This window comes from Aurantimicrobium photophilum (assembly GCF_003194085.1).
GTDB lineage: Bacteria > Actinomycetota > Actinomycetes > Actinomycetales > Microbacteriaceae > Aurantimicrobium > Aurantimicrobium photophilum.
Window position 1 is genome coordinate 185539 of the sequence record NZ_CP023994.1, and the last position, 11839, is coordinate 197377.

Sequence of the window (11839 nt, forward strand, 5' to 3'; positions counted from 1 at the left end):
CATGGCGAACATCAAGAAGGGTGACCTGGTTCAGGTCATCACTGGTCGCACCCAGGCTCGCGGCGGAGACCGTGGCAAGCAGGGCAAGGTAATTGAGGTTCTCACCGAGCGCAACCGCGTCATCGTTGAGGGTGTCAACTACATCACCAAGCACACTCGCGTCGGCCAGACCGACCGTGGTGCAAAGACCGGTGGTATCGAGACCGTTGAGGCTCCGATCCACATTTCCAACGTGGCCATTGTTGACCCCTCGACCAAGAAGCCAACTCGCGTTGGTTACCGCGTTGAGACTGTCACCAAGAACGGCGTGAGCAAGACTGTTCGCGTTCGTTACGCCAAGAAGTCAGGTAAGGACCTGTAATGACGAACACCGCAGTTGCTGGCAAAATCCAGCCACGTCTCAAGGGAAAGTACAAGGACGAAATTCAGAAGGCTCTCGCCACTGAACTCGGCCTGAAGAACGTTCACGAGATCCCAACCCTCACCAAGATCGTGGTGAACATGGGTGTTGGTGAAGCAGCCAAGGATGGCAAGCTCATCGACTTCGCTGTCGCTGACCTCACCGCTATCACTGGCCAGAAGCCTTCTGTTACGAAGGCTCGCAAGTCGATTGCACAGTTCAAGCTGCGTGAAGGACAGCCCATTGGCGCACACGTCACTCTTCGTGGCGACCGCATGTGGGAGTTCCTGGACCGCCTCTTGGCACTGGCCCTACCTCGTATCCGCGACTTCCGTGGTCTTTCTGACCGCCAGTTCGACGGAAACGGTAACTACACCTTTGGTCTCACCGAGCAGACAATGTTCCACGAGATCAACCAGGACAAGATCGACCGTCCTCGCGGTATGGACATCACTGTTGTGACTACTGCCAAGAACGACGACCAGGGTCGCGCATTGCTGAAGGCATTGGGCTTCCCCTTCAAGTCGGTAGAGACCTCTACCAACTAAGCACCACAGGTCGCACGCCCGTGTAACGGGCTGCGAAACCTGGTGAAAAAAGGATAAACACATGACAATGACAGATCCGGTCGCAGATATGCTGACCAGACTGCGCAACGCGAACTCGGCACACCACGACACCGTGTCCATGCCGAACAGCAAGCTCAAGACGGGTATTGCTGAAATCCTCAAGTCTGAGGGTTACATCGCGAGCTGGGAAGTTGCAGACGCACGCGTCGGCAAGACCCTGACGCTGAACCTCAAGTACAGCGCAGACCGTCACGCTTCTATCGTCGGCATCAAGCGCGTATCGAAGCCTGGTCTTCGCGTATACGCAAAGTCGACTGAAATCCCCAAGGTCCTCGGTGGCCTCGGTATCGCCATTCTGTCCACCTCTAGCGGTCTTCTTACTGACCGTCAGGCTGAGAAGAAGGGCGTAGGTGGGGAAGTCCTCGCCTACGTGTGGTAACCGAGAATGTCACGTATTGGTCGTCTTCCTATTGACATCCCTGGTGGTGTAACCGTGACCATTGAAGGTCAGGACGTTACCACTAAGGGTCCTAAGGGCGAACTGAAGCTCACCATTTCTGCTCCAATCACCGCTGTGATTGAGGAGAACCAGGTAGTAGTTAGCCGCCCCGATGACGAGCGCAACTCGCGTTCGCTGCACGGTCTGACCCGTACCCTCATCGCTAACCAGATTGTTGGCGTAACCCAGGGCTACGAAAAGGGTCTCGAAGTTGTCGGTACCGGTTACCGTGTTGCTTCGAAGGGCGCAGGCGTTGAGTTCGCACTCGGCTACTCGCACCCCATCACCGTGGAGCCTCCTGCAGGCATCACCTTCACCGTTGAGGGCAACAACAAGCTCGTTGTGAGCGGAATCGACAAGCAAGCTGTCGGTGAAGTTGCTGCCAACATTCGTAAGCTGCGCAAGCCAGAGCCTTACAAGGGCAAGGGTGTGCGTTACGCAGGCGAGATCGTTCGCCGCAAGGCTGGAAAGGCTGGTAAGTAGCCATGGCACTCGGAACCCGAGGAAAGTCCAAGTCGGCCGCACGCGACCGCCGTCACGCACGTCTTCGCAAGAAGATCGAAGGAACTGCTGTACGCCCACGTTTGGTCGTTACCCGTTCCGCTCGTCACGTATTCGTTCAGCTCGTAGACGACTCACAGGGTGTCACCGTTGCTTCGGCATCGACCCTCGAGTCCGACATGCGCACGTTCGCTGGCGACAAGACCGCTAAGGCACGCAAGGTTGGCGAACTCGTCGCTGAGCGCGCAAAGAAGGTCGGAATTGAAGCTGTGGTCTTCGACCGCGGTGGAAACAAGTACGCCGGTCGCGTTGCCGCGATCGCCGATGGAGCCCGAGAGGGTGGATTGAGCCTGTGAGCGAGAACACTGTTAACGAAACTGAAGTTGTTGCAGATGCAGCAGCTGTGGAGTCTGTAGTCGCAGACACCGCTAACGAGCCTCGTGAGGCTCGCCGTGGTGGCCGTGAGCGCAACCCCAACAAGGATCGCAACCGCGACCGCGACGCTGAGAAGAGCCAGTTCCTCGAGCGCGTCGTCACCATCAACCGTGTATCCAAGGTCGTCAAGGGTGGTCGTCGCTTTAGCTTCACCGCACTCGTCGTCGTTGGTGACGGTAACGGTATGGTCGGCGTCGGTTACGGCAAGGCTAAGGAAGTACCTCTCGCGATTTCGAAGGGTGTTGAAGAAGCTAAGAAGGCTTTCTTCCGCGTTCCTCGCTCGGGTAGCACCATTCCTCACCCCGTCCAGGGCGAGGCTGCTGCCGGTGTCGTACTTCTCCGTCCCGCTGCTGCTGGTACCGGTGTTATCGCCGGTGGTCCAGTGCGTGCCGTACTCGAGTGCGCAGGCATCCACGACGTTCTGAGCAAGTCTCTCGGTTCGTCGAACACCATCAACATCGTTCACGCCACCGTGGAAGCACTGAAGCAGCTCGAAGAGCCTCGCGCAGTTGCCGCACGTCGTGGCCTGGACTTTGACCAGGTTGCTCCTGCTCGCCTCGTGCGCGCAGAAGCTGAGGCTGCAAAGGCAGGTGCCTAATGGCCGCTCGTCTGAAGGTTACCCAGATCAAGTCCGTAATTAGCGAAAAGCAGAACCAGCGCGACACACTTCGCAGCCTGGGTCTGAAGCGCATTGGCGACATCGTCGTCAAAGAGGACAGCCCCGTAACTCGCGGATACGTTCGCACCGTGGCTCACCTCGTCAAGGTCGAGGAGATTGACTAATGGCTGAAGAGAAGAAGGACGCCGCTAAGGCTCCTGCGAAGGCTGCTGCCCCCAAGGCTGCCGCTGCTAAGGCACCTGCTGCCAAGGCTGCTGCTCCTAAGGCCGCTGCCGCTAAGGCTCCTGCAGCAAAGGCTGCAGCACCCAAGGCCGCTGCTGCAAAGCCCGCTACTGAGAAGGCTGCTGCTCCCAAGGCTGCAGCTAAGCCTGCTGCTGAAAAGACCGAAGCTCCCAAGGCAAAGGCTGCAAAGTCTGTTGCTAAGAAGACTGAAGTTGAATCTCGCGAACAGGTCCTCAAGGTCCACCACCTTCGTCCCGCACCTGGTGCGAAGAAGGCAAAGACCCGCGTAGGCCGTGGTGAAGGTTCTAAGGGTAAGACTGCGGGTCGTGGTACCAAGGGTACAAAGGCTCGTTACCAGGTCAAGATCGGCTTCGAGGGTGGGCAGATGCCTCTGCACATGCGTACCCCCAAGCTGCGCGGCTTCAAGAACCCCTTCCGCGTTGAGTACCAGGTTGTTAACCTCGATGCTCTCGCTGAGCTGTACCCCAACGGTGGAGATGTCACTATTGCTGACCTCGTCGCCAAGGGTGCTGTTCGCAAGAACGAGAAGGTCAAGGTTCTCGGTAACGGCGACATCGCTGTTAAGCTGAACATTGCAGTAGACAAGGTCTCGAGCTCAGCAGAGCAGAAGATCGTCGCCGCAGGTGGTTCAATCAAGTAACCACTCGCTGGTTGCGCAAACGTAGCGTTGCTGGCTCCCCTTCGGGGGAGCCAGTGCGCGTTACACCAAGATTTACAGGAGTCATGTGTGATTAGTGCAGTAGTACGTATTTTCCGTACTCCAGATTTGCGCCGCAAGATTGGCTTCGCGCTGGGCATCATCGCCCTCTTCCGCTTGGGATCGTTCATCCCCAGCCCCTACGTTGACTTCGGTAACGTGCAGGCATGTTTGAACGCGAACCAGAACACCTCTGGTCTGTATGAGCTCGTCAACCTGTTCTCCGGTGGCGCACTGCTCCAGCTGAGCATCTTTGCTCTCGGCATCATGCCCTACATCACCGCTTCGATCATCGTGCAGCTGCTGCGCGTGGTCATCCCTCACTTTGAGACTCTGCACAAGGAAGGTCAGGCTGGCCAGTCCAAGCTGACCCAGTACACCCGCTACCTCACTATTGCACTCGGTGTTCTGCAGTCCACCACTCTGATTACTGTTGCTCGCTCGGGTGCACTCTTCGGAACGAACTCCACTCCTGAATGTACTCAGCTGCTCACCAACGACGCTTGGTACGCCATCTTGCTCATGGTTATCACCATGACCGCAGGTACTGGTCTGATCATGTGGATGGCAGAGCTCATCACCGAGAAGGGAATCGGTAACGGAATGTCGTTGCTGATCTTCACCTCGATTGCAGCTGGCTTCCCTCGCTCTCTCGGAAACGTTTACGCAGCACGTGGCCTCAACACCCTGCTCATCGTTCTTGCCATGGGCCTTCTGGTCATCGTCGCAGTTGTGTTCGTGGAACAGTCCCAGCGTCGTATTCCGGTTCAGTACGCCAAGCGCGTGGTGGGTCGTCGTACCTACGGTGGTAACAACACCTACATCCCCATCAAGGTCAACATGGCCGGTGTGGTCCCCGTGATATTCGCGTCCTCGCTTTTGTACCTCCCCGCATTAATTGCGCAGTTCAACCAGCCTGCTGCTGGCCAGCAGCCTGCTGAGTGGGTTACCTGGGTTTCGACCTACCTGGTCAAGAGCGACCAGCCTTCGTACATGATCTTGTTCTTCCTGCTGATCGTGGGCTTCACCTACTTCTACGTCGCTATTACCTTCAACCCTGAAGAGGTAGCTGACAACATGAAGAAGTACGGCGGATTTATCCCCGGTATTCGTGCCGGTCGCCCCACTGCGGAGTACTTGGACTACGTCCTCACTCGTATCACCCTGCCAGGTTCGATCTACTTGGGAATCATTGCAATCCTGCCTCTGATCGTTCTTGCCCTCGCTGGCGCCAACACCCACTTCCCGTTTGGCGGAACCTCAATTTTGATTGTTGTGGGTGTGGGGCTAGAGACTGTTAAGCAGATTGATTCTCAGCTGCAGCAGCGGCACTACGAAGGGCTCTTACGCTAATGACGGGAACTCGCCTGCTTCTTATCGGTCCTCCCGGCGCAGGCAAGGGTACGCAAGCCGCCATTCTGGCTGACACGTACTCCATCCCCGCCATCTCCACCGGAGACATCTTCCGTGCAAACGTGAAGAACGAAACTCCTCTGGGGCTCGAAGTGAAGTCGATCTTGGCTCGCGGTGAGTATGTTCCTGACTCGCTCACTAACGCCATTGTCGAAGATCGTCTGCACGAAGCAGATGCTGTCTCCGGATTCTTGCTCGATGGCTACCCTCGCACCATCGACCAGGTGAACGAACTTGACCGCATGCTCTCCGCAGATGGCAAGGCTCTCGACGCTGTTGTCTTGATCACGGCAGACACCGACGTTGTCGTGGGTCGACTGCTCAAGCGTGCTGAGATCGAAGGCCGCGCTGACGACACCGAAGAGGTCATCCGTCACCGCATGTCTGTCTATGAAGAGCAGACTGCTCCACTCATCAACACCTACTCTGCTCGTGACCTTGTGGTCACCGTGGATGGTCTTGGTGCTGTGGAGGAAGTTACAGCTCGTATCGTTGCTGCTTTGGCAGACAAGGGCATTCAGGCCTAAGCCTGTTTCTGATGGGTTTCCGCACCAACATCTATAAGTCCCCAGCTCAGCTGAGGCTCATGGTGGAACCCGGACTCATCACCGCGGCTGCACTGGATGCAGCACGTCCCTTGATTCGTGCAGGTGTCTCCACCCTCGAAATTGATGCCGCTGCTGAGAAGGCAATTCGTGATCGTGGTGGCGAACCCAACTTCATGCTGGTGCCCGGTTACCGTCACACCGTGTGTGCATCGGTGAACGACGAAGTCGTTCACGGTATTCCAGGTGGTCGCATTCTCGAGCCCGGTGACATTGTTTCCATTGATGCGGGTGCTCAATACAAGGAATGGAACGGCGACTCCGCCATTACCGTGGTTGTTCCGGACCCCAGTCGTCCCGAGGTTGTGGCCGAGCGTGAACAGCTCTCCAAGATCACCGAAGGTTCTCTCTGGGCAGGTATTGCTCGACTGGCCAAGGCTAAGCACCTCAACGAGGTCGGCGACGCCATCCAGGGCTACATCGAACTCGAAGGCATGAAGGTCGGCCACCGCTATGGCATCCTCACCGATTACATCGGTCACGGTATTGGCAGAGACATGCACGAAGCACCCCCGGTATTCAACTACCGCGTGAAGCAAAAGGGCCCTGAGGTGAAGCCTGGACTGGTTGTGGCCATTGAGCCCATGGTGGTTACCGGCAAGATCGACACCTATGTGGGAGAAGATGACTGGACCGTCATTACCGAAGACGGTGGCATGGCTTCACACTGGGAACACTCGGTTGCTGTGCACAAAGATGGCATCTGGGTACTCACCGCACATGACGGTGGAGCAGCAGGTTTGGCACCCTTTGGTGTCGTTCCCACCCCCATCGCTTAAACAACTTCAGAGTTAGGGTTATCCCTACACATCTCGCCCAGAGTGGGTTGGGAGTAGTGTGACTCGATAACCTCAGACCTCAAATGGCACGTTGTGTCCACATTGTGAGGTCTTGAGGTGAAGTTGCTCTCCCGCGCCCTTATTTATGGGTTGTCAGCTCTCGTCATTGTTGCGTCTGTGCTTTTTTCAAGCTCTGGAGCTCACGCAACGGTGACTCCCAGTTCAGGGCCGACCAGTGGTGGAACAACGATAACTGTTCAAGGGATATCTTTCGTATCAGTGCATACGGGTGAGAACTATGCATTAGGGCTCACAAGCGAGGGAACCTTGTATACCTGGGGCGCCAATCAGTCGGGACAATTGGGTAACGGCACCACCACAACCTCAACTACACCACAACCTGTATTGGGTGAGGGCGGGGTGGGAATTCTCAGGGGTGTCACCCAAGTCTCAGCAGGTACCTACCATGTGATAGCTGTCACCCCGGAGGGGGTTTTTGCGTGGGGAGATAATCAATTCGGACAACTCGGCATCGGCACAACTTCTAACCAAGCAAACCCCTTCCCCTCCAAAGTTGTTGGTCTTAACGGAAATGGTTACCTCTCAGGAGTAACCCAGATTGTGGCAAGTGGGTTTCATTCAATGGCAATAGTCGATGGAAGCGTCTATTCCTGGGGCTCGAATAGTTGGGGTCAGCTTGGTGACAACACGGTCATTGATAAGAACGTCCCCACACGTGTACTCGGAGAATCAGGTACCGGGTATTTGACTGGAATTACTAGCATTGCCTCGAGGGGCGCTCACAGCCTTGCCAGCAGTGGTACAGCTCTATATGCATGGGGCGCAAATGCATTCGGTCAGCTCGGAGTCGGCACGACTACTTCATCTTCAGTCCCCCTAAGGGTATTGGGACCAAATGGCAACGGTTTCCTCACGGGGATAGAACAAATATCAACGGGGAACACACATTCACTTGCGCTTGTTTCAGGAAACGTCTATTCCTGGGGTTGGAACGTCGAGGGGATGTTGGGCACTGGATCAACAACGGACAGTTCAGTCCCCACACTTGTGCTGAACGAATCTGGTACCGCACCGCTCGCCGGTGTCGAATCAATTGGGACAGGTAGCTATAACTCTTACGCAGCCATTGCTGGAAAGCTCTACGTTTGGGGATCTAACACCGACGGCACACTGTGTATTGGCTCGTCTGCAAATCAGGTTCCATTTGCCACACTTCCGGTATGGGTGTTGGGCGAATCTGGTTCGAGCCCACTCGAAAATGTCCTTGATTATTCAGCGGGCAATAGGGTCACGTCTGTGCTGACTCCGTCTGGAATTATGACCTGCGGTGATAATCACAATGGACAATTTGGGAATGGGAACGTGGTGAACTCCACTCGCGTGGTACAGGGCCCCCACTTCGTACAGACCGGGTTCACAATTGGCCAAAATTTGGCGGAAAATCTTCTCATTTCCGGAGATATTCTGACCGGTACAACAGCGCCATCAGCTGCGGGTGTCGTCAATATTACGGGAACTGCCAACGTCTTCGGCGGAACAACCGCGGCCACACCAGCCACTGTCTCCTGGAATGCAGGAACCTTCACCTATGAAGCTGCGCTGGCCAACACGGGTTCAGCTGATCTATTTCCCTTTGGTCTAGCGTCTGCTGGGGCAATTCTCCTCGGTGCGGGACTTCTGCTGGCTCTTCGTCGCCAACAGAACAGGTGATTCCTGCCGAAGGGCTCGCGAGTCACAATCTCAGTTGGATTTCTGCGGGAATATCACATAAGCTTGGACTTTGGTGTCTGTTGCCATGCCTTTGGCGTGTCGTCAGAAATCATTTTGCATCCGCAAGACCAGTAATCCCCAATAAAGCGATAAGTGAGTTATGGCCAAAAAAGACGGCGTCATCGAGATCGAAGGTTCGATCACCGAAGCGTTGCCCAACGCAATGTTCCGCGTTGAGCTGACTAATGGCCACAAGGTTCTTGCCCACATCTCGGGCAAGATGCGCCAGCACTACATCCGAATCCTCCCTGAGGACAAGGTCATCGTAGAGCTGAGCCCTTACGACCTCACTCGCGGACGTATCGTCTACCGCTACAAATAAGGGTTACTGAGAAGTAACGGCCACAGCCCACAAGGCTTCGGTACGAAGACAGCGATAAAAGGAAAAGAACAATGAAGGTTAACCCCAGCGTTAAGCCCATCTGCGACAAGTGCAAGGTTATTCGCCGCCACGGAAACGTCATGGTGATCTGCGAGAACCCTCGTCACAAGCAGCGCCAGGGCTAGTCGAAAGACTCCCACAGATTTTCACTCTCACGAGTGATCTCGCGGTTCGCCGCAACAACTGAAAAAAGCACTCCCAAGAACCTACGCAAGTAGGGGACACCTACGGTTGGAGGCCGTGGCACCGGGAATGCTCCACACCTCCACTACACACAAGGAGATGCCACCATGGCACGTCTTGCCGGAGTAGACATTCCCCGCGAAAAGCGCGTGGAAGTTGCACTGACATACATCTACGGTGTTGGCCGTACGCGAGCACTTAAGACTCTCGCTGACACCAACATCAGCGGAGACATCCGCGTCAAGGACCTCACCGACGACCAGCTGGTCGCTCTGCGTGACTACATCGAAGGTACCTTCCGCGTCGAGGGTGACCTCCGCCGTGAAGTACAGGCCGACATTCGCCGCAAGGTTGAGATCGGTAGCTACGAAGGTCTTCGCCACCGTAAGGGTCTGCCGGTTCGCGGTCAGCGCACCAAGACCAACGCTCGTACCCGCAAGGGCCCCAAGCGTACCGTCGCCGGCAAGAAGAAGGCTAAGTAATCCGCATAGCGGGTACTAGCCCCCAATAGGTTTTTAGGAGAAATCATGGCAGCACCTAAGTCGGCAGTTCGCAAGCCGCGCAAAAAGGACAAGAAGAACGTTGCTGTGGGCCAGGCCCACATCAAGAGCACGTTCAACAACACCATCGTGTCAATCACTGACACCACTGGTGCCGTAATCAGCTGGTCTTCATCTGGTCAGGTTGGCTTCAAGGGTTCACGTAAGTCGACTCCCTTCGCAGCTCAGCTTGCAGCAGAGTCGGCAGCACGCCAGGCACAAGAGCACGGCATGAAGAAGGTAGACGTTTTCGTCAAGGGCCCCGGCTCTGGTCGTGAAACCGCTATCCGTTCGCTTCAGGCCGCTGGCCTCGAGGTGGGTTCGATTTCCGATGTGACCCCACAGGCTCACAACGGTTGCCGTCCACCTAAGCGTCGTCGCGTTTAGTCTTTCCCCCGTTTTAACAACTCAATAACCCCGCTCACGCGAGTGTCATATATCGGACACTCAGCCGAAAGGAATACATAGTGCTCATTGCACAGCGCCCCACGCTTTCCGAAGAGAACATCTCCGAATACCGTTCACGTTTCATCATTGAACCGCTGGAACCAGGTTTCGGTTACACCCTTGGTAACTCGCTCCGTCGTACCCTGCTCTCCAGCATTCCTGGTGCAGCAGTAACCAGCATCCGTCTGGACGGCGTTCTCCACGAGTTCTCCACCATCCCCGGTGTCAAGGAAGATGCAACTGAAATCATCCTGAACATCAAGTCTCTGGTTGTTTCCAGCGAACACGACGAGCCCATCACCGCTTACCTTCGTAAGCAGGGTTCCGGCGTAGTTACCGCTGCAGACATCTCCGCACCTGCTGGTGTTGAGATCCACAACCCTGAGCTCGTTATCGCAACCCTGAACGACAAGGCAAAGTTCGAACTCGAACTGACCATCGAGCGTGGCCGCGGTTACGTCTCCGGTAGCCAGAACCGTTCCGAGTTCTCCGAAGCAGGTCAGATTCCTGTTGACTCGATCTACTCTCCAGTACTCAAGGTGACCTACCGCGTCGAGGCAACTCGTGCCGGTGAGCGCACTGACTTCGACCGTCTGGTCGTTGACGTTGAGACCAAGCAGGCCATCACTCCTCGTGACGCAATGGCTTCTGCTGGACGCACCCTGACCGAGCTCTTCGGTCTGGCACGCGAGCTCAACACTGCTGCTGAAGGTATCGAAATCGGTCCTGCACCAGTTGACGCAGTCCTCAGCTCTGAGCTGTCGATTCCTGTTGAAGACCTCGACCTCTCTGTTCGTTCCTACAACTGCCTCAAGCGTGAAGGCATCAACACTGTTTCTGAGCTCGTAGCTCTGTCCGAAACTCAGTTGATGAACATCCGCAACTTCGGTCAGAAGTCGGTCGACGAGGTTCGCGACAAGCTCATCGAAATGGGCCTGTCTCTCAAGGATTCTGTCCCCGGATTTGACGGAGCACACTTCTACGGTGGCTTCGACGAAGACGAGAACATCTAAGCGACTGTCTTTCTAGACACGTCATTGATTTACGGAGATATAGAAAATGCCTACCCCAACTAAGGGTCCTCGCCTCGGAGGCGGTCCTGCACACGAGCGCTTGATGCTCGCGAACATGTCCGTTTCTTTGTTCACTCACAAGTCGATCAAGACCACCGAGACCAAGGCAAAGCGCCTGCGTCCCGTGGCTGAGCGTCTCATCACGTTTGCAAAGCGTGGAGACCTTCACGCACGTCGCCGTGCGCTGTCGATCCTGCGTAACAAGGAAGCTGTTCACATCCTTTTCGCTGAAATTGCTCCTCTGGTTGCTGAGCGTGAGGGCGGCTACACCCGCATCACCAAGCTCGGTTACCGCAAGGGTGACAACGCTCCTCTCGCACAGATCGAGCTCGTGCTCGAGCCTGTCAACAAGAAGCCTGCCAAGGCTAAGCCTGCTAAGGCAGAGGCTCCCAAGGCTGCTGCTCCTGTAGCTGCTGAGGTTGTTGAGGAAGTTGTTGTTGACGAGGTGACCGAAGAGGTCGTCGTTGACGCAGCTGGCGAAGCTGAAGTTGAAACCGTTGTTGAAGAGACTGTTGTAGAGGTTGCTGAAGAAGCTCCCGCTGCAGAAGCTACTGAAGAAGAAGCTAAGTAGTCTTCATCACACACGTTGGAAGCCCCGGTGTTACACCGGGGCTTCTGTGGTTAAGTCATGTAGGAAACTGCGCACTGTTGAAGCTTTAGACTT

18 protein-coding genes are annotated in these 11839 nt (G+C 55.7%); all 18 read left to right on the forward strand.

Features of this window, described 5'->3' with window-relative positions:
- Position 1: 1 nt before the first annotated feature.
- The 18 genes from rplX to rplQ all read left to right on the forward strand — a co-directional run bounded on the left by rplX (position 2) and on the right by rplQ (position 11746).
- On the forward strand, positions 2–361 hold the full coding sequence (rplX, locus tag AURMO_RS00960) for a 50S ribosomal protein L24 (protein WP_110232730.1): 360 nt from the start codon (positions 2–4) through the stop codon (positions 359–361).
- Positions 361–948 carry a 50S ribosomal protein L5 gene (rplE, locus tag AURMO_RS00965; protein ID WP_110232731.1) on the forward strand — a complete coding sequence of 196 codons (588 nt, stop codon included), beginning with the start codon at positions 361–363 and terminating at the stop codon, positions 946–948. Before rplX ends, rplE begins: the two co-directional genes overlap by 1 nt.
- 61 nt (positions 949–1009) lie before the next feature.
- Positions 1010–1408 (forward strand): 30S ribosomal protein S8, encoded by a 399-nt coding sequence (rpsH, locus tag AURMO_RS00970; protein WP_110232732.1) that lies wholly within the window; start codon positions 1010–1012, stop codon positions 1406–1408.
- A gap of 6 nt (positions 1409–1414) precedes the next feature.
- On the forward strand, positions 1415–1951 hold the full coding sequence (gene rplF, locus AURMO_RS00975; protein ID WP_110232733.1) for a 50S ribosomal protein L6: 537 nt from the start codon (positions 1415–1417) through the stop codon (positions 1949–1951).
- Positions 1952–1953: 2 nt separating this feature from the next.
- Entirely contained in the window at positions 1954–2325 is a 372-nt protein-coding gene (gene rplR, locus AURMO_RS00980) for a 50S ribosomal protein L18 (RefSeq protein WP_110232734.1), read from the forward strand.
- Complete coding sequence (gene rpsE, locus AURMO_RS00985; protein WP_420807773.1) at positions 2322–3002, forward strand: 30S ribosomal protein S5; 681 nt, start codon at positions 2322–2324, stop codon at positions 3000–3002. Before rplR ends, rpsE begins: the two co-directional genes overlap by 4 nt.
- Positions 3002–3187, forward strand: coding sequence for a 50S ribosomal protein L30 (gene rpmD, locus AURMO_RS00990; RefSeq protein ID WP_096382516.1), 186 nt, complete (start codon positions 3002–3004; stop codon positions 3185–3187). Before rpsE ends, rpmD begins: the two co-directional genes overlap by 1 nt.
- Entirely contained in the window at positions 3187–3906 is a 720-nt protein-coding gene (rplO, locus tag AURMO_RS00995) for a 50S ribosomal protein L15 (protein ID WP_110232735.1), read from the forward strand. Before rpmD ends, rplO begins: the two co-directional genes overlap by 1 nt.
- Positions 3907–3993: 87 nt before the next feature.
- Entirely contained in the window at positions 3994–5316 is a 1323-nt protein-coding gene (gene secY / locus AURMO_RS01000; protein ID WP_110232736.1) for a preprotein translocase subunit SecY, read from the forward strand.
- Positions 5316–5903, forward strand: a complete 588-nt coding sequence (locus AURMO_RS01005) for an adenylate kinase (RefSeq protein ID WP_204163627.1) — start codon at positions 5316–5318, stop codon at positions 5901–5903. Before secY ends, AURMO_RS01005 begins: the two co-directional genes overlap by 1 nt.
- Before the next feature lie 11 nt (positions 5904–5914).
- Positions 5915–6760 carry a type I methionyl aminopeptidase gene (gene map, locus AURMO_RS01010; RefSeq protein ID WP_110232737.1) on the forward strand — a complete coding sequence of 282 codons (846 nt, stop codon included), beginning with the start codon at positions 5915–5917 and terminating at the stop codon, positions 6758–6760.
- A gap of 210 nt (positions 6761–6970) precedes the next feature.
- Positions 6971–8491 carry an RCC1 domain-containing protein gene (locus AURMO_RS01015; protein WP_476692372.1) on the forward strand — a complete coding sequence of 507 codons (1521 nt, stop codon included), beginning with the start codon at positions 6971–6973 and terminating at the stop codon, positions 8489–8491.
- A 160-nt stretch (positions 8492–8651) separates the two neighbouring features.
- Positions 8652–8873, forward strand: a complete 222-nt coding sequence (infA, locus tag AURMO_RS01020; RefSeq protein WP_110232739.1) for a translation initiation factor IF-1 — start codon at positions 8652–8654, stop codon at positions 8871–8873.
- 71 nt (positions 8874–8944) lie between these two features.
- Entirely contained in the window at positions 8945–9058 is a 114-nt protein-coding gene (gene rpmJ, locus AURMO_RS01025) for a 50S ribosomal protein L36 (RefSeq protein ID WP_047561540.1), read from the forward strand.
- A gap of 165 nt (positions 9059–9223) precedes the next feature.
- Positions 9224–9598 (forward strand): 30S ribosomal protein S13, encoded by a 375-nt coding sequence (rpsM, locus tag AURMO_RS01030; protein ID WP_110232740.1) that lies wholly within the window; start codon positions 9224–9226, stop codon positions 9596–9598.
- Positions 9599–9643: 45 nt separating this feature from the next.
- Positions 9644–10042 (forward strand): 30S ribosomal protein S11, encoded by a 399-nt coding sequence (gene rpsK, locus AURMO_RS01035; protein WP_110232741.1) that lies wholly within the window; start codon positions 9644–9646, stop codon positions 10040–10042.
- Between the two features lie 80 nt (positions 10043–10122).
- A complete protein-coding gene (locus AURMO_RS01040) occupies positions 10123–11115 on the forward strand; it encodes a DNA-directed RNA polymerase subunit alpha (protein WP_110232742.1) in 993 nt (330 codons plus the stop codon).
- Between the two features lie 46 nt (positions 11116–11161).
- Positions 11162–11746, forward strand: a complete 585-nt coding sequence (rplQ, locus tag AURMO_RS01045; protein WP_110232743.1) for a 50S ribosomal protein L17 — start codon at positions 11162–11164, stop codon at positions 11744–11746.
- Positions 11747–11839: the final 93 nt, after the last annotated feature.